This window comes from Acinetobacter courvalinii (assembly GCF_014635545.1).
Taxonomy (GTDB): domain Bacteria; phylum Pseudomonadota; class Gammaproteobacteria; order Pseudomonadales; family Moraxellaceae; genus Acinetobacter; species Acinetobacter courvalinii.
Genome location: NZ_BMDA01000001.1, coordinates 1,061,086 through 1,077,821 on the forward strand (window position 1 = coordinate 1,061,086; position 16,736 = coordinate 1,077,821).

General features: G+C 40.9%; 18 protein-coding genes. 15 read left to right on the forward strand and 3 right to left on the reverse strand.

Annotated elements, in window-relative coordinates; all coding sequences use genetic code 11:
- Positions 1 to 33 precede the first annotated feature (33 nt).
- Positions 34 to 954 (reverse strand): alpha/beta fold hydrolase, encoded by a 921-nt coding sequence (locus tag IEV39_RS04760; protein WP_005286081.1) that lies wholly within the window; start codon positions 952 to 954, stop codon positions 34 to 36.
- Positions 954 to 1,514, reverse strand: a complete 561-nt coding sequence (locus IEV39_RS04765; protein WP_005286078.1) for a PadR family transcriptional regulator — start codon at positions 1,512 to 1,514, stop codon at positions 954 to 956. The genes IEV39_RS04760 and IEV39_RS04765 overlap by 1 nt, the downstream gene beginning before the upstream one ends.
- A gap of 124 nt (positions 1,515 to 1,638) precedes the next feature.
- Between IEV39_RS04765 and IEV39_RS04770 the strand changes: the two genes are divergently transcribed.
- The 4 genes from IEV39_RS04770 (at position 1,639) to IEV39_RS04785 (ending at position 5,997) form a co-directional block, all read left to right on the forward strand.
- Positions 1,639 to 3,663, forward strand: a complete 2,025-nt coding sequence (locus IEV39_RS04770; RefSeq protein WP_005286075.1) for an NADPH-dependent 2,4-dienoyl-CoA reductase — start codon at positions 1,639 to 1,641, stop codon at positions 3,661 to 3,663.
- Positions 3,664 to 3,730: 67 nt separating this feature from the next.
- A complete protein-coding gene (locus IEV39_RS04775; RefSeq protein ID WP_005286072.1) occupies positions 3,731 to 4,138 on the forward strand; it encodes a nuclear transport factor 2 family protein in 408 nt (135 codons plus the stop codon).
- Between the two features lie 39 nt (positions 4,139 to 4,177).
- Positions 4,178 to 4,897 carry an SGNH/GDSL hydrolase family protein gene (locus tag IEV39_RS04780; protein ID WP_005286069.1) on the forward strand — a complete coding sequence of 240 codons (720 nt, stop codon included), beginning with the start codon at positions 4,178 to 4,180 and terminating at the stop codon, positions 4,895 to 4,897.
- A gap of 14 nt (positions 4,898 to 4,911) precedes the next feature.
- Positions 4,912 to 5,997: a YheT family hydrolase gene (locus tag IEV39_RS04785; protein WP_005286067.1), complete on the forward strand. Its 1,086-nt coding sequence runs from the start codon at positions 4,912 to 4,914 to the stop codon at positions 5,995 to 5,997.
- A gap of 73 nt (positions 5,998 to 6,070) precedes the next feature.
- Here the strand turns inward: IEV39_RS04785 and IEV39_RS04790 are convergent, their stop codons facing one another.
- Positions 6,071 to 6,577 carry a prolipoprotein diacylglyceryl transferase gene (locus IEV39_RS04790; protein ID WP_032883254.1) on the reverse strand — a complete coding sequence of 169 codons (507 nt, stop codon included), beginning with the start codon at positions 6,575 to 6,577 and terminating at the stop codon, positions 6,071 to 6,073.
- Between the two features lie 370 nt (positions 6,578 to 6,947).
- Between IEV39_RS04790 and pyrG the strand changes: the two genes are divergently transcribed.
- The 11 genes from pyrG (at position 6,948) to IEV39_RS04845 (ending at position 16,646) form a co-directional block, all read left to right on the forward strand.
- Positions 6,948 to 8,579, forward strand: a complete 1,632-nt coding sequence (gene pyrG, locus IEV39_RS04795) for a CTP synthase (RefSeq protein WP_005230692.1) — start codon at positions 6,948 to 6,950, stop codon at positions 8,577 to 8,579.
- Positions 8,580 to 8,612: 33 nt separating this feature from the next.
- Complete coding sequence (gene kdsA / locus IEV39_RS04800; protein ID WP_005286061.1) at positions 8,613 to 9,470, forward strand: 3-deoxy-8-phosphooctulonate synthase; 858 nt, start codon at positions 8,613 to 8,615, stop codon at positions 9,468 to 9,470.
- Between the two features lie 45 nt (positions 9,471 to 9,515).
- Positions 9,516 to 10,805 (forward strand): phosphopyruvate hydratase, encoded by a 1,290-nt coding sequence (eno, locus tag IEV39_RS04805; RefSeq protein WP_005286058.1) that lies wholly within the window; start codon positions 9,516 to 9,518, stop codon positions 10,803 to 10,805.
- A 125-nt stretch (positions 10,806 to 10,930) separates the two neighbouring features.
- Positions 10,931 to 11,302, forward strand: coding sequence for a cell division protein FtsB (gene ftsB / locus IEV39_RS04810; RefSeq protein ID WP_005230686.1), 372 nt, complete (start codon positions 10,931 to 10,933; stop codon positions 11,300 to 11,302).
- Complete coding sequence (ispD, locus tag IEV39_RS04815) at positions 11,286 to 11,990, forward strand: 2-C-methyl-D-erythritol 4-phosphate cytidylyltransferase (protein ID WP_005286054.1); 705 nt, start codon at positions 11,286 to 11,288, stop codon at positions 11,988 to 11,990. The genes ftsB and ispD overlap by 17 nt, the downstream gene beginning before the upstream one ends.
- Positions 11,991 to 12,148: 158 nt before the next feature.
- Positions 12,149 to 12,625 (forward strand): DUF6438 domain-containing protein, encoded by a 477-nt coding sequence (locus IEV39_RS04820; RefSeq protein ID WP_005230682.1) that lies wholly within the window; start codon positions 12,149 to 12,151, stop codon positions 12,623 to 12,625.
- A 134-nt stretch (positions 12,626 to 12,759) separates the two neighbouring features.
- The gene (locus IEV39_RS04825; RefSeq protein ID WP_005286050.1) at positions 12,760 to 13,176 is read left to right on the forward strand and encodes a YeeE/YedE family protein; all 417 of its coding nucleotides are present in this window, start codon (positions 12,760 to 12,762) and stop codon (positions 13,174 to 13,176) included.
- Positions 13,176 to 13,595, forward strand: coding sequence for a DUF6691 family protein (locus tag IEV39_RS04830; protein WP_005286048.1), 420 nt, complete (start codon positions 13,176 to 13,178; stop codon positions 13,593 to 13,595). Before IEV39_RS04825 ends, IEV39_RS04830 begins: the two co-directional genes overlap by 1 nt.
- 2 nt (positions 13,596 to 13,597) lie before the next feature.
- Complete coding sequence (locus IEV39_RS04835; protein ID WP_005286045.1) at positions 13,598 to 14,470, forward strand: MBL fold metallo-hydrolase; 873 nt, start codon at positions 13,598 to 13,600, stop codon at positions 14,468 to 14,470.
- Positions 14,471 to 14,659: 189 nt separating this feature from the next.
- Complete coding sequence (locus IEV39_RS04840; RefSeq protein ID WP_005286042.1) at positions 14,660 to 15,358, forward strand: histidine phosphatase family protein; 699 nt, start codon at positions 14,660 to 14,662, stop codon at positions 15,356 to 15,358.
- Between the two features lie 190 nt (positions 15,359 to 15,548).
- Positions 15,549 to 16,646 (forward strand): LLM class flavin-dependent oxidoreductase, encoded by a 1,098-nt coding sequence (locus IEV39_RS04845; RefSeq protein WP_005286039.1) that lies wholly within the window; start codon positions 15,549 to 15,551, stop codon positions 16,644 to 16,646.
- Positions 16,647 to 16,736: the final 90 nt, after the last annotated feature.

Below are 16,736 nucleotides of genomic sequence, written 5' to 3' on the forward strand. Positions count from 1 at the left end.
GTCATCAGACTGGCTTTTTTTATTCAGCTTAATTTAAGCGGCCTGAATGGAATGAGCTGCAAGAAAATGACCAATTTCCTGACTAAACTTTCTTGGTTCAGTAATCAGAGGTGTATGCCCAGAGCGTTCGAAATAAACTGCTGTCGCATTTGACAAGCTCTCTGCGATCAGGGTTTGTCCCATTTCAGGGTACAGGGTAGATTCACGACCAATAAAGAAGGTGGTCGGGCAATTTAACTGGCGAATTGCATCGCGATAATCTTCATCATGGTTAAGATAGTTTTCTACATACCAAAGCAAGTAATCCAGACGTTGAATCGGGAGTAAATACTTTTGTAGGAAAGGACGATTGAGCGCCAGTTTGAAAATTTTCGGACTATAGTTATTACTGCCTTGTAGCTCAATAAAGGCGCCCCATAAGCTCACTAGCTTATAGCGAATATCATTCGGTAAATCTTCAAGCTTCTGTGCGTATTTGTACTCGAGCAACAAGGTTTGAATATCGAGCAGGAGGCTTTTAAATTGCGGATGCTTTTCACCAAATAAGCCATACTGCCAGGATTCATCGACAGAGATCTTTGGCGTTTGGTCAATATGTAAATATGCTTTGAGTTTCTCGGCCAAATTACCATGCTTCATGCCATGCATAGCTGTGGTCGCTCCCATGGAATAGCCCATCAGGATAAACTGATCCAGTTTTAATTGCTCAATGAGACTATTTACATCATTCCAGTGGCTCGAAATTGCATCGAGATCCGGAATCGCACAATGTTTTGAACCGCCAAAACCGCGCCAGTCCGGAATGATAAATTCATATTGTTTGCGATTGGCAAATAAGAAAGGCAGCCATTGCCAGCTTTGCATGCCCAGACCTGACAACACCAGTACAGGTTCACCTTCACCGACACGTCGTACAAATAATTTTTCCTGATCCGGCATGCTATAAAATGGCATTATTGTTCTCCAGTCTCGTTTGCTTCCTCAAACTTTCTCAATTGAGGGATCATCTGTTCCAACCATTTTATCCATTCACTTTCTGTAATGATACCAAGTTCAAGAATCATTTTATGGATGAACAACACACGGTTGGTGGGTTCGTTATTGTCAAAATCTTTAGCATGAATGGCTTGATAAAGGCTTAATTTTTCCTTATGAAGCGATAGATGGCGTTCCAGCTCCGGCAAAATGCTATTGCCGCCCAGTTGAGCTTCAGCCCTTAACCTGACCATAAGATCATCGCGTAATTGTGCAGGTTCGCTTTGCTGTTCAATCCATGCAGCCAGTTGTATTCTACCCAGTTGTTCCACTTGATAGGTCTTTTTTCGGCTATTTGCAGCTTGTTCTTCTAATGTCGAAATCCATCCTTTTTTCAGCATACCATTGAGTTCACGATAGATTTGCTGATGAGTCGCATTCCAAAAGAAGCCCATTGAACGGTCAAAGCGACGAGCCAATTCAAAACCTGTGCTTGGCTTCTCTAATAGGCTGGTCAATAAAACATGGGCGAGTGACATGATGTTCCATAATAAAAAATGACTCATCAGAATTATGCAATATGTTGCATAAAAATCAAATCTTGTTTATAACTTTATGCAACAAGTTGCATTAGCAAGCAGAATGCGAGCCAAAGGAGAAAATATGTCAGCTTATCCACATTTATTAAAGCCACTTGATTTGGGCTTTACCACTTTAAAAAACCGTGTGCTTATGGGGTCTATGCATGTTGGCCTAGAAGAAGCACCTCAAGGTTATGAGCGTATGGCTGCATTCTATGCGGAACGTGCCAAAGGGGATGTTGGATTAATTGTCACTGGCGGAATTTCACCAAACGATGCTGGCCTGACTTTCGCGCATGCGTCTAAGCTCGATAGTATTGCCGAAGCAGACAAACATAAAGTGATTACCCAAGCTGTGCATGAGGCAGGCGGTAAGATTGCCATGCAGATTTTGCATACTGGCCGTTATTCTTATCAGCCTGAGATTGTGGCACCTTCTGCGATTCAGGCGCCAATTAACCCGATTAAACCCAAAGCCCTCACTTCAGCCGAAGTGCAGCAAACTATTGATGACTTTGCCAACTGCGCCAAGCTTGCACAATACGCAGGTTATGATGGGGTTGAAATCATGGGCTCGGAAGGTTACCTGATCAATGAATTTATTGCAGCCCGTACCAACCATCGTGATGATGAATGGGGCGGTAGTTATGAAAACCGTATTCGTTTCCCGATTGAAATCGTAAAGCGGACCCGTGCGTTGGTCGGTGAGAACTTCATCATTATTTATCGCTTGTCGATGCTGGATCTGGTTGAAGGTGGTTCAACGCTGGAAGAAGTGATTCAACTGGCGAAAGAAATTGAAAAAGCGGGTGCAACCATTATTAATACAGGGATTGGCTGGCATGAAGCGCGTATCCCAACCATTGCAACCAAAGTACCACGTGCAGCATTTACATGGGTGACTGAAAAGCTTAAAGGTGAAGTTTCAGTTCCTTTGATCACTTCAAACCGTATCAATACTCCTGAAATGGCGGAACATGTATTGGCCTCTGGTCATGCAGATATGGTGTCTATGGCACGTCCAATGCTGGCCGATCCTGAGTTTGTATTGAAAGCCAGTGAAGGCCGTAGTGATGAGATCAATACCTGTATCGGTTGTAACCAAGCTTGTTTAGACCATATTTTCTCAATGAAGATTGCGACATGTTTAGTCAACCCGCGTGCGTGTTATGAAACTGAACTAATTTTTAAAGAAACCCATGCAGTCAAAAATATTGCCGTGATTGGTGCTGGTCCAGCAGGTTTGAGCTTTGCGGTGTATGCGGCCAGTCGTGGTCATAAAGTAAAAGTCTTTGATGCCAGCAACCAGATTGGTGGTCAATTCAATATCGCCAAAACCATTCCGGGTAAAGAAGAGTTCTACGAAACCTTACGCTATTTCAAACGCCAGATTGAATTACAGCCGAATATTGAGTTGGTACTGAATCATACGGCAACTTATGAAGAGCTAAGCCAGGCCAACTATGATGATATCGTGATTGCAACAGGTGTAACACCGCGTCAATTACAATTCGAAGGTATTGATCATCCAAAAGTGTTGAGCTATATCCAAGTCCTAAAAGAGCGTGTACCTGTCGGTAAGCGTGTTGCCATTATTGGTGCCGGTGGTATTGGTTTTGATACTGCAGAATACTTAACCCACGAAGGGGATAGTGGCAGCTTAAATCCTGAAAAGTTCTATGCAGAGTGGGGAATTGATACAACTTACCAGCATGTCGGTGGATTAAAAGCAGCTGAATTGGAAAAGTCAGAACGTGAAATTTATTTATTACAACGTAAGACAGCATCTGTTGGCGCTGGTTTAGGTAAAACTACGGGCTGGATTCACCGTACTGGCTTAAAACATCGTGATGTGAAAATGATTGCAGGAGCAAGCTACGACAAGGTTGACGACCAAGGTCTACATATTACCGTCGATGGTCAGAGCCGAGTGCTTGAAGTGGATAATGTGGTGATTTGTGCGGGTCAGGAATCTTATACTGCAATGTTCGACCAACTTAAAGCTGATGGTAAAAATGTTCATCTGATTGGTGGTGCGAAAGAAGCAGGTGAGCTGGATGCTAAACGTGCAATTCGTCAAGGTGCTGAATTAGCAGCTGTTTTATAAGGTGGAAATGAGCATTTTCTCATGAGAGGAAGTGCTCATTCACTTTTAGATATGAAGGAAAATAACAATGACACTTGAAACAACAAAACAAGCCTTAGCAATCTGGCATGACATGATCAAAGCTGGCGATTTGTCTGCGTTGAATGACTTGCTCGCAGAAGATGTGGTATTCCGCTCACCGGTTGCTTATAAACCTTATGAAGGCAAACATGTGGTCTTTTTTATTTTGACCAATGTGATTCAGGTATTTGAGAACTTCACTTATCACCGTGAATTTTATACTGAAGATGGTGAGAATGTAGTGCTGGAATTTAGTGCCAATGTCAGTGGGAAATCGCTTAAGGGCATTGATATGATTCGTTTTAATGCGCAAGGAAAAATCATTGATTTTGAAGTCATGATCCGTCCGATGAGTGGTTTGGCAGCATTAGCAGAGAAAATGGGTGCAAGATTTGCCAAGTATCAACCCAACTAAAGCGCTAAAAATAGCCTAAGTAACATAAAGAGATTTAAAATGTGGTTAAAACTTTCAACTTTGGCTTTATTGCCTGTATTACTCATTCAAGGTACGAAAGTTCGTAAAAATACACCACGACTTTTAGAGGCCGATGGCGCGCGCGAAGGTATTATTGGCCAAGGCAAGCCATTGTCTCTGCTGATTATCGGAGATTCAGCTGCTGCTGGCGTGGGAGTGGAAACCCAACAACAGGCTTTATCGGGCGCCATCATTTCCGAGTTGCAAAATGAATATCGCTTACAATGGAAACTGCAAGCAAAAACAGGCGATACCACTGCACAAGTTTACCAAACAGTACAACAGTTAGATCAGCAATGTTATGATGTAATCGTCACCTCAATGGGTGTCAATGACGTCACCAAACTGACTTCGGCAAAGTCTTGGTTGAAACAGCAAAAACAACTTTTCAGTTATATCCAACAACAGTTTCAGCCCAAGCTTATTATTGTGTCTGGTGTACCACCGATACAGCATTTTCCAGCCTTGCCGAATCCTTTGGCCTGGTTATTTGGGCAATATGCAGAACAGATGAATCAAGCATTACAACAATGGCTGGCGCCGCAGTCGCAATTTCATTTCATTCAATATGATGTAGAAACTTTTCAGGCGATGAATCTGCCAATGGCCAGCGATGGTTTTCATCCTGGCAAAGAAATTTATACCATCTGGGGACAACAGGTCGCTACTTTAGTGCGACAAACATTTACTCATCATTAGAGGCGGTACTAGATATGGGTATATCAGCTTTAGATAAAATCAAAGTTTTAGGTTCAGAACTTTTTGATACAGTGCTCGGTGCCGAACAACCGAAAATGTATTATGACCCTAAAGGGAAAATTAAAGATGTTCTAGAAAAATTACCGCAATTAAAGCAAAAATATCGTCCAACACCGTGGCTGACCAATACCCATCTCCATCTTCTGTATTTTGATGTGATTCGTAAAAAGATGGTCAAACTCGAATATGATCGAATCGAGCAATTGCACATGCAGGATGGTGGGGTAACGGCAATTGCATGGTATGGCTATGATTTACCGGCAGATACGCCGACGGTTGTGATCATGCATACCATTACTGGTACACCTGAGAGTATGCGCGAACTGGTCAAAGACTTGCATGAATATACCGGATGGAGAATTGCGCTGTGTTTGCGCCGTGGCCATGCGGGGTTACCGATGCCTGTGCCACGCATTTCACTATTTGGTTCGACCAGTGATCTAAAAGAACAATTGGCCCATATTCAACGTTTATTTCCGGACTCAGACTTATATGCCGTTGGTTCTTCTGCGGGTACCGGTTTGTTAGTGCGCTATCTCGGTGAGCAAGGTGCAGATACACCGTTCAAAGCTGCATTTGCAATGTGTCCAGGCTATAACACAGAAATTGGCTTTAAGAATGTTCATCCGTTTTATAGCAAGATGATGACCAAGAAGCTGTTTAAATACTTCATTTATCCCTATCAAAACACATGGACACAACTTGCATCTATAGAAAAAGTGCTTGCCACAACCAGCCTGGAAGAGTTTGAGAAAGAATATTTTGAAATGGCGGGATTTCAGGATTATCAAAGTTATTGTCAGGCCATCAACCCGATCTATGTTTTTGAAAATGTCAAAATTCCATTGATGATTTTGAATGCCGAAGATGATCCAGTATGCTCAATCAAGAATCTGGAGCCGTATAAAGAAGCCATTCAGCAGATGGAAAATATAGCAGTGGTCACCACCAAGAAGGGTAGTCATTGCGGTTTCTATGAAACGTTGAGTGTGAAATCGTGGGCTTCACGTTTGATGGCTGATTTCTTTAAGAACTATTAATGTTGTAGAAATAAAAAAGCCATGAGCTACAATTGAGTCAGCTCATGGCTTTTTACAGCACGCGATTAAAACATTAGTTGTTTAATGCAGGCGTAGCAGCAGCAATCGCGGCGGCAACAGCATCATCTTCACTTTGAGCTGGTGTAGATGATTTTGGCGCTTTTGCAGTTGGTTCAGCTTTAGGCTGCTCTACTTTCGCTGGTTTTGGTTCAGCTTTTACAGATTGCTCAGCTTTCGGCTGTTCTGTCTTAGCCGGTTTTGGTTGTTCAGTACGTGGCGTCTCGGTTGCAGCAGGTGTTTCAGTCTGAGCAGGGCGGATTTCACGACGAATTTCAGTGGTGGTATTTTCAGTTTGTTCACGCGTTGTTTCAACAGTCGCCACAGGAGCTTCTTGCTTATCAACACTTTCTAGCGATTCAAACTCCTGAATTTTTTCAGGTTCAGGTTGTGGCTGAGTTTGAGTTTCAGTCGTGGTCTGGTCTTGCTGCTCTTCGTTTTTAGGTTCTTCTTTTTTCACGCACGCAGTTAATAAAAGACCAGTCGCCAGTGCTGCACAAATTAAAAGTTTTTTATTTGCCATTGCTAAAACAACATATTGAATAAGGACAGCCGCAATTATAACAGTAAAAGTAAGTGAAGAAATCCCCATGCTTTGTTGAGTTTGTTTATATTTTATAATTGCTTGCAAATTGTCGTCAGCCGTATGGCCCATTTGTAGGAATTGAAAAACAGATTTTTAACGGCGTTGAGGACAAATTTGCGCGATGAAACGTAATTTAAGGATGAAAAATCGATAAATCCCGTAAATTTTTATCGAAAATGCTGATAGAATAACCAGTTGTTTATAGTTCTTTGAATTGATGCGGTTTGACTTTGCTTTATAGGGGCAGAGTACAGTAAAATTGCCCAACATTGTAGGCCGATTTCGGCTCGATTGTACGAGAAACTCAATGACCCATTTTATTTTTGTCACTGGTGGTGTGGTTTCATCACTAGGTAAAGGTATTTCTGCTGCTTCTGTTGCTGCACTTTTGGAAGCTCGTGGCTTAAAAGTCACTATGGTAAAAATGGATCCATACATTAATGTCGATCCAGGTACCATGAGTCCATTTCAGCATGGTGAAGTTTTCGTCACAGAGGATGGTGCTGAAACTGACTTAGATTTGGGATATTACGAACGTTTCTTACGTCGTGCGAAAATGACCAAACTGAATAACTTTACCAGCGGTCGTGTATATCAGGACGTTTTGAACAAAGAACGTCGTGGTGACTACCTCGGTGGTACGGTTCAAGTTATTCCACATATTACCGATAACATTAAAGAACGCGTACTTCGCGCAGGTGAAGGTTACGACGTTGCAATCGTTGAGATTGGTGGGACTGTTGGTGATATCGAATCACTTCCATTTATGGAATCAGTCCGTCAGCTTATGGTTGAGTTGGGTCATAAACGCACAATGCTGATGCATTTGACCTTATTACCATATATCAAATCTGCTGCTGAATTGAAAACCAAGCCAACCCAGCATTCTGTGAAAGAACTTCTTTCAATTGGTATTCAGCCAGATATCCTGATCTGCCGTACTGAATACGATGTCGATGTTGATACGAAACGTAAAATTGCATTGTTCACCAATGTTGAAGCGCGTGCCGTTGTGGTATGTAAAGATGCTAAAACCATTTATCAAATTCCACGTACATTCTACGAACAGAATGTTGATGACTTGATTTGCGAACGTTTTGGTTTTAATGATCTTCCAGAAGCAAATCTTGAAGATTGGGATAATGTGGTTGAAGCATTACTGAACCCAGAATATACCGTACGTGTTGCAATGGTCGGTAAATATGTAGAACTTCCAGATGCTTATAAATCTGTAAACGAAGCACTTCTACATGCAGGTATCCAGAACCGCGTTAAAGTTCAGATTGATTATGTCAATGCTGAAGAGCTTGAACAGCAAGACATTAGTGTTTTAAGTACAGCTGATGCGATCTTGGTCCCAGGTGGTTTTGGTGAGCGCGGTACTGAAGGCAAAATGAAAGCGATTCAGTATGCACGTGAAAACAAGATTCCATTCCTTGGTATCTGTTTAGGTATGCAATTGGCCGTGATTGAATATGCACGTAACGTTGCAGCCATGCCAGAAGCAAGTTCAACAGAATTTAACCGTTCAACTAAATATCCACTCATTGGTTTAATTACTGAATGGTTAGATGAACGTGGTGAGTTACAGCAACGTAGCCTTGAGTCTGACTTGGGCGGTACCATGCGTTTAGGTGCACAGAAATCTGAACTGGTTGAAGGCACCAAGACCCGTGAAGTCTATGGCAAAGCTGAAATTACTGAGCGTCATCGCCATCGTTATGAAATGAACGATCGTTTTATCCCGGCACTTGAACAAGCTGGTATGAAAATTTCAGGTTATTCATCAGTACAACATTTAGTTGAAACTGTAGAAATTCCTGAACATCCTTGGTTTATTGCTGTACAATTCCACCCGGAATTTACAAGTTCACCACGTGATGGACACCCATTATTTGCTAGTTTTATCGGGGCTGCTAAAAATCAGCACCAAAAGTAAATACTGAGTTTTAAATAAACTGGGATAGTTTAAATGTCACAATTAAAACCACAAGAAGTTGTACGTTTAGGCGATATACAAATGGCAAATCATTTGCCATTTGTATTATTTGGCGGAATGAACGTACTTGAATCGAAAGATTTAGCATTTGAAATTGCTGAAACGTATGTTGATATTTGCAAACGCTTAGATATTCCTTACGTGTTCAAGGCAAGCTTTGACAAGGCAAATCGTTCGAGCTTGAATTCATTCCGTGGCCCCGGTCTGGAAAAGGGCATCGAATGGTTGGCAGATATTAAAAAGCATTTTAATGTGCCAATCATTACCGATGTCCATGAACCTTACCAGGCAGCACCTGTCGCTGAAGTCGCAGACATTATCCAGCTTCCTGCCTTCCTTAGTCGTCAGACTGACCTTGTTGAAGCAATGGCAAAAACCCAAGCCATTATCAATATCAAAAAAGCACAGTTCTTAGCGCCACATGAAATGCGTCATATCTTGCATAAATGTCTGGAAGCCGGGAATGACAAACTCATTCTTTGTGAACGTGGTTCAGCTTTTGGCTACAACAATCTGATTGTAGATATGCTTGGCTTTGACACCATGAAAGAAATGAATGTGCCAGTATTCTTTGATGTAACCCATGCTTTACAAACACCAGGCGGACGTGCTGATTCTGCGGGTGGCCGTCGTGCGCAAATCACAACCTTAGCACGTTCGGGTATGGCAACCGGTTTAGCAGGTTTATTCCTGGAAGCGCATCCGGAACCGGAAATTGCAAAATGTGATGGACCATGTGCATTGCGTTTATCTCAGCTTGAGCCATTCTTGGCACAATTAAAAGAATTGGATACTTTAGTTAAAGGATTCAAAAAGTTAGATACCCACTGATGCAATAATTTGCATCTTGTTTTTTATTCAACAGAGGAATTGTTCATGAGCCAAATCGTTGACATCCGTGCACGTGAAATTTTGGACTCTCGTGGTAACCCAACCATCGAAGCAGACGTTATTTTAGAATCTGGTGTTGTTGGTCGTGCATGTGCACCATCTGGTGCTTCAACTGGTTCTCGTGAAGCTTTAGAACTTCGTGATGGCGATAAAGCACGTTATTTGGGTAAAGGTGTTAAAACTGCGGTTAATAACGTAAATACGATTATCCGTGACGCTTTAGTGGGCAAATCAGTATTTGAACAAAAAGACATCGATAATACGATGATCGAACTTGATGGTACTGAAAACAAAGAAAAATTAGGTGCTAACGCAACTTTAGCTGTGTCATTGGCTGCTGCTCGCGCTGCTGCTGAAGAAAAGAAAATTCCTCTTTTCCAATATATCGCAGATCTTCGTGGTCAAACGATTTTGACGATGCCTGTACCAATGATGAATATCATCAATGGTGGTTCGCATGCAGACAACAATGTTGATATTCAAGAGTTCATGATTGAGCCTGTAGGTTTCACATCATTTGCTGAAGCATTACGTGCAGGTGCAGAAATCTTCCATTCGCTTAAATCAGTTTTAAACAAAAAAGGTTTAAACACTGCTGTAGGTGATGAAGGTGGTTTTGCGCCAAACTTGCGTTCAAACGAAGAAGCAATCACTGTTATTCTTGAAGCGATTGGCCAAACGGGTTACAAAGCTGGTTCTGATATCATGCTGGCACTTGACTGTGCTTCTTCAGAATTCTACAAAAATGGTCAATATGTCCTTGCGGGTGAAGGCAATAAAGCATTCACAAGCAACCAGTTCTCTGACTATTTAGCTGGTCTTGTAAACCAGTACCCAATCATTTCGATTGAAGATGGTCTAGATGAATCTGACTGGGAAGGCTGGAGCTACTTAACATCAATCCTGGGCGACAAAATCCAGTTAGTTGGCGACGATTTATTCGTAACCAATCCTAAGATTTTACAACGTGGTATTAATGAGAAAGTCGGTAACTCGATTCTGATCAAATACAACCAGATTGGTACATTGACTGAAACTCTAGATGCAATCTACCTTGCGAAAGCAAATGGCTATAGCACTGTAATTTCACACCGTTCAGGTGAAACTGAAGATTCAACAATTGCTGACTTGGCAGTTGGTACAGCAGCGGGTCAAATCAAGACGGGTTCTCTCTGCCGTTCTGACCGTGTCGCGAAATATAACCAATTGCTTCGTATTGAAGAGTTAACGAAAGCAGCTTACCGCGGTAAAGCTGAATTCAAAGGTCTAAAATAAGGTCAAATAATCTATGTTGAAAACTTCTGATCATCTTTCTTTACAAAAGAGAGAAACTCTGCAAATTCATAATCCTATAGAATTCGCAGATGATCTTCCTTTCAGAAGGATGTAGGGGCTTTTTCATGTTAGAGATATTTCGATCGACCTCGAGTAAATTGATTCTGTTGCTTGCAGTCGTTTTGGTTGCAAGTTTACAGTACCAATTCTGGTTAGGTGAGGGTGGTTATTTCCCTCACCAAGCCTTAACTCAGCAAATCAGTCAGCAAGCTGAAATTAATACTGAATTAAAAGAACGTAATCGTATTTTGGCAGCCGAAGTGTTTGATTTGAAAAATGGCAGCGAAGCGATTGAAGAGCATGCCCGTCTAGACTTAGGTTTAATTAAGCCAAATGAAACCTTTGTACAAATGAGTACAATTAGTACCCATTACAAACCGATTTATATTGATCCAAACGCAAAAGAAGATACGGCAACCAATGAAAACCCAGACTAAGCTGTGGGCGGTTGTACCAGCAGCGGGATCGGGCAGTCGTTTTTCCAAAACCGAATTAAAACAATATCAGTATATTCAAAATTATACTGTGCTTGAGCATACTGTTAATCGCCTTCATACACTTGATCTGGCCGGATGTGTACTGGCCATTGGTGAGCAAGATCATTTTGCCGCGACACTAGCATTTCAACATAAAAATAAACTGCATTTTTGTGAAGGTGGTGCAGAGCGGATGCATTCTGTTTTAAATGCTTTGATGTATTTATCTGAAATCGCAGATGAAAATGACTGGGTACTGGTTCATGATGCGGCACGTCCGTGTGTAACGACAGATTGTTTAACCCGTCTGGTTGAATCTGCACAGCATTCAAATCAAAGTGCAATTCTGGCCATTCCTGTTCGTGATACCTTAAAGCAGGTTGCACAGCAAAATCTGATTGATAAAACGGTAAGCCGTGAACTGTTATGGCAAGCCCAAACTCCGCAAATGGCGAGATTGGGGGTACTAAAAAATGCTATTGAGCAGGCCTTGGCTGATCATATTGTGATAACAGATGAAGCCAGTGCTTTGGAATATACACAGCAACCTGTGCAAGTGGTACAGGGAAGATCGGATAATATTAAAATCACCTATGCCGATGATCTGGAACTGGCACGACTGATTCTGCTATCTCAAATCCCATCTTAGATTTTAATTTTTTAACTAAAAGGCAGGGTTAAGATGCTATTTTCATAAATAGCCTAAGTAAACTTAAGTGAAGTTTACTGTTTTTTTACATTAACCTAAATGACAAAAAACTGACGATTTGTTAAATTTGAATAACATACTTAACAATGGATCAATAAATGAAAAAATTATTACTTGCGGGCCTTTTTACTTTTTCTTTAGTGGGCTGTGCAACAACTCCTCAACAACCACAAGAGACTGCTCAAGAAACGATTCGTTACTCTACCAGTCCATGCTTTGGCGCATGTCCAATCTATTCTGTTGAGATTACTCCTGAAGGCGCTGTTCATTTTGATGGTAAACAGTACACCAAAGTGACTGGAACTCAGGATTTAAAAGTTGATCCTTCTGTTTATAAAAAGCTTCAGCAAGAGCTTCAAACTTATCGTCCTGCCACAGGTGCAAGTGTTAAAACCACCGGTTGTGCAGAAACTGCAACTGACCAGCAAAGTGCATATTTTGCATGGAAACAAGCGGACGGTACGGTAACAAAGCTGAGCCATTACACCGGCTGTATTTCACCGGCAAATGCTGAGTTGAACAAAGTGATTGAAAAATTACCTAAATTGATCGGTATTGAAGATTTAGTACGTTAAGCTGGTTTTTGGCTTAGTTAAAAGGGCTTGATTACTTAAAGTAGTTAAGCCTTTTTTTATAAAGTAAATTAATTGCTTTAATTAGTTTTGTAAATAATATATTATAAAAATATATAATGATTTTATGGTGACACATGTCTGGCATTATTATGGCGCTCCTAGGTGGGGCTCTTATTGGTCTGGCTGTTGTTGGCTATTTGTATATAAATGGCCGAATTGCTGGCATCAGTGGTTTAATTTCGCAAGTTTTACATCCTCAATCCTTTGTCGGAAGTTCTGCTTTCTGGTTTTTACTGGGACTCATGGGTACGCCTTTCATGTATCAACTATTCTTAAAACCAGAGATTGATTTGAACTCTTCTCCGGTGATGTTGATGGTAGCAGGTTTACTGGTGGGCTTTGGTACACGTTTAGGTTCCGGTTGTACCAGCGGCCATGGGATTTGCGGAATTAGCCGTTTATCTCTACGTTCAATGATTGCAACTATGACCTTTATGTTGGCAGGAATGTTAACCGTTTATGTCTTACGCCATCTATTCGGAGCAATATAATGAAAAACTTATTTGCCTTTATCTTTGGCAGTATATTTGCATTAGGTTTGATTATTTCCGGCATGTCTAATCCAGCAAAAGTATTAAGTTTTTTAGATATCTTTGGTGATTGGGATATCAGTTTAATGTTTGTAATGCTTGGTGCAATTGCTGTGGCATTCATTCCTTTTCAAAAAGCAATCCGTCATCCTAGAACGATCTCGGGCGAAACCATCGTCTTACCTCAAAATCGCCAGCTTGATAAAAAGCTTATTGTTGGCGCTGTACTATTTGGAATCGGCTGGGGAATTGCAGGGATCTGCCCGGCACCCGCGATCACCTTGATCGGGCTGGGTTATACCCAAATCTGGTATTTCATTATTGCCATGTTAGTCGGTGTGTTTATTCATCGTCTTTGGGCTAAATCGCGAGGAGAGTAGCAATGTCAAATCCACTAGTGAAAGCTTTTTTTGATGACGATAGTCATACCTTTAGCTATGTTGTGACTGATCCAGAAACTCTTCATTGTGCAATTATCGATAGTGTACTGGATTATGATGCAGCTTCTGCGACAACTTCCACTACACATGCGGATGAAATCATTGCTTATATTCGGCATCATGCGCTTCAAGTACAATGGATTCTGGAAACGCACGTACATGCGGACCATTTAACTGCTTCGCAATATTTAAAGTCACAACTTGGCGGAAAGATTGCCATGAGTGAGAAAATTGCCGTGGTTCAGGAGACTTTCAGTGCGATCTATCATCTTGATATAAAGCATTTTAATTCCCAACAAATATTTGATCATCTATTTAAGGATAATGAATCTTTCAAGATTGGGCAGTTAGAGGCATACAATATTCCAACGCCAGGTCATACCCCGGCATGCTTGAGCTATGTGATAGGGGATACCGTTTTTATCGGTGATACCCTGTTTATGCCTGATTATGGTACAGCACGTTGTGATTTCCCTAAAGGCAGTGCAGACCAGTTATTTGATTCGATACAAAAACTTTATCAATTACCAGAACAGACCCGGGTTTTTCTTTGTCATGACTATAAACCCGAAGGACGCGAAGAATATATTTGCGAAACCAGTATTCAAGCACAAAAACAGTCCAATATTCATTTAAATGCCAGCACCCGGAAACAGGAGTTTGTGCGTAAGCGGCAGGAGCGTGATGCAACTTTATCGATGCCCAAGCTAATTTTGCCTGCAATTCAGGTCAACATGGATGCAGGGCGTTTTCCTGAACCAGAAGCCAATGGAATTCGTTATTTAAAACTTCCTTTAAATTATTTCAAATCCTGATGCATGGAAACGGTGGCAAAGCATTGCCACCTTGATATTTAGACTCAAAATAGCCTAAGCAAATATAAAGATTTAAACAACAGCACAAGCAATCGTCAATAAAAATCAAAACAAAAATTTTGTACTTTATGAAAGTGCTATGTTAAAACTAGCTCTTATTTTGGAACTCGTAGTAGTTAGGATATAAAAATGACCACCATCTATTTAGTCAGACATGGCCAAGCTTCATTTGGCAAAACTAATTATGATGAGCTGTCAGAAAATGGTGAAGCACAAGCCAAACTTTTGGGTCAATATTTTAAGAATATTTTTACTGAACAGCCTTTTATCGTTTCAGGCAGTATGAAACGTCATCAGCAAACCACACAAATCTCTTTACGCGAGTGTTTTCCTGAAGCGTTGTATAAAATAGATAGTTTATGGAATGAGTTTAATCATCATCAGGTCTTTTCATTGTATGAACCCAGATTTTCCCAGCCAGAAGTATTAAAGCAGGATATCTCTAAAGAGGTCGACCCTAGAGCTTATCTGGCACAAATCTTTGATAAGGCGATTGAGCGCTGGGCTGATGACGCGTTTCATCATGAATACGATGAATCATGGCCTATTTTTAAAACCAGAGTAGATCAGGCCTTACAGAATTTATGTATAGAATTAGCAGAACAGCAGCCTAAAGAAGCGATCGTATATACGTCTGGTGGTGTCATTTCCGTGATTATCGGAAAATTACTTGAACTAAGCGTACAACGTACTTTCGCACTCAGCTGGTCGATTGCAAATACGAGCGTGACTACATTAAAACTGAATAATGATCAACTTCAACTCATCAGTATGAATGAACATCAATTTATTAAATCAAAAAATCCGGACTTGTTAACCTGGCTCTAAACAAGAGCTGGGCATCATATTGATTCTGTATTTAAGGTAATCATCATCAGAAGCAATAGAAAGTCTTAAGCGCTGAGAAAAAATTATATTTCACATGATTTAAAAATTTTAAATACTTGCTAAGCTCTAATTTTTTACTTGATAAACAAAGAATTTAATTTATTCAGTTACATTAAAAATAGGAAAAAATATGTCTCAACATGACTTTAATTTATCAGATCATTTTAAATTGGGTATTTTTGCCTCTAATTGTTCAGGTGGACTGACTGCTTCTACGCTGGAAGATGGTTGGGATGCCAGTTGGGCCAAAAATCTGGAACTGGCACAAATGGCGGATGAAGCCGGGATCGATTTTCTTTTATCCGCTGCGCGATTTATCGGTCACGGCGGTGAAAAGGACTTTCATGGTACCGTGCTGGAAACTGTGACCTGGACATCAGCTTTATTAGCTAAAACCAATAATATTCATGTATTTGCTACATTACATACTGTACTAAATCATCCCGTCGTAGTCGCTAAGCAAATTGCAACCATGGCCCAAATCAGCGGGAATCGGGTTGGATTAAACATCGTGGCTGGTTGGAATAAGCCAGAATACGATGCAATGGGATTGAAGTTACCCGATGATCATGCAACCCGATATGAGTATGCCGATGAGTGGTGTGAACTGGTTAAAAAAATCTGGCACAGTTCTGAGCCATTTAACTGGGATGGAAAATTCTTTCAAACCAAAGGAACCTATGGCAAGCCGAATCTGATACCAGCTCCACCGTTATTTAATGCAGCGGGTTCGAAAGAGGGCCGAGAATTTGCAGTTAAAAATTCAGATTTTTTGTTCACCCCCGCATCCGATCTTGAACGTTCCGTGATAGAAATTAAACAGCTTCAGAAAGAAGCCGAAGCACTTGATAGAAATATTAAAGTATTAACTTTTTCACATGTGATTTGTCGTCCTACTGAAGAAGAAGCGCAAGCGGAATGGGATCGACAATTGAATAATGCCGATGAAGCTGCGGTACAACATTTAATTGATACTTTATTCGCCTTTTGTAAATCGTTTCCACCTGACTTATTTGAAGGCCTGCGCCAACGAATCGTAGTGGGCCACGGCGGTTACCCGCTGGTAGGGACACCAGAACAGGTTGCGGACGGATTAATTTCTTTACAACAAACAGGTTTCTCTGGCAGTACCTTATCATTTTTAAACTATACGCAAGAATTCCCATATTTTAGGGATCAGGTTATGCCAATTTTAAAAGAAAAAGGACTGCTTCGAGCAGCTTGCTGATTTCTGGAGAGACTGGATAGTCTTTGTAGGTAAAGACTATTCAAACGTTAAATACTACTCTTTATTTAATTTATTTCTATATCAAAAAAC

Coding starts and splice junctions, on each gene's coding strand:
- IEV39_RS04775 (WP_005286072.1), top strand. CDS start 3,731: ATGACACTTGAAACAACAAAACAAGCCTTAGCAATCTGGCATGACATG.
- IEV39_RS04785 (WP_005286067.1), top strand. CDS start 4,912: ATGGGTATATCAGCTTTAGATAAAATCAAAGTTTTAGGTTCAGAACTT.
- eno (WP_005286058.1), top strand. CDS start 9,516: ATGAGCCAAATCGTTGACATCCGTGCACGTGAAATTTTGGACTCTCGT.
- IEV39_RS04845 (WP_005286039.1), top strand. CDS start 15,549: ATGTCTCAACATGACTTTAATTTATCAGATCATTTTAAATTGGGTATT.
- IEV39_RS04820 (WP_005230682.1), top strand. CDS start 12,149: ATGAAAAAATTATTACTTGCGGGCCTTTTTACTTTTTCTTTAGTGGGC.
- pyrG (WP_005230692.1), top strand. CDS start 6,948: ATGACCCATTTTATTTTTGTCACTGGTGGTGTGGTTTCATCACTAGGT.
- kdsA (WP_005286061.1), top strand. CDS start 8,613: ATGTCACAATTAAAACCACAAGAAGTTGTACGTTTAGGCGATATACAA.
- IEV39_RS04790 (WP_032883254.1), bottom strand. CDS start 6,577: ATGGCAAATAAAAAACTTTTAATTTGTGCAGCACTGGCGACTGGTCTT.
- IEV39_RS04835 (WP_005286045.1), top strand. CDS start 13,598: ATGTCAAATCCACTAGTGAAAGCTTTTTTTGATGACGATAGTCATACC.
- IEV39_RS04765 (WP_005286078.1), bottom strand. CDS start 1,514: ATGTCACTCGCCCATGTTTTATTGACCAGCCTATTAGAGAAGCCAAGC.
- IEV39_RS04760 (WP_005286081.1), bottom strand. CDS start 954: ATGCCATTTTATAGCATGCCGGATCAGGAAAAATTATTTGTACGACGT.
- IEV39_RS04830 (WP_005286048.1), top strand. CDS start 13,176: ATGAAAAACTTATTTGCCTTTATCTTTGGCAGTATATTTGCATTAGGT.
- IEV39_RS04825 (WP_005286050.1), top strand. CDS start 12,760: ATGTCTGGCATTATTATGGCGCTCCTAGGTGGGGCTCTTATTGGTCTG.
- IEV39_RS04780 (WP_005286069.1), top strand. CDS start 4,178: ATGTGGTTAAAACTTTCAACTTTGGCTTTATTGCCTGTATTACTCATT.
- IEV39_RS04840 (WP_005286042.1), top strand. CDS start 14,660: ATGACCACCATCTATTTAGTCAGACATGGCCAAGCTTCATTTGGCAAA.
- ispD (WP_005286054.1), top strand. CDS start 11,286: ATGAAAACCCAGACTAAGCTGTGGGCGGTTGTACCAGCAGCGGGATCG.
- ftsB (WP_005230686.1), top strand. CDS start 10,931: ATGTTAGAGATATTTCGATCGACCTCGAGTAAATTGATTCTGTTGCTT.
- IEV39_RS04770 (WP_005286075.1), top strand. CDS start 1,639: ATGTCAGCTTATCCACATTTATTAAAGCCACTTGATTTGGGCTTTACC.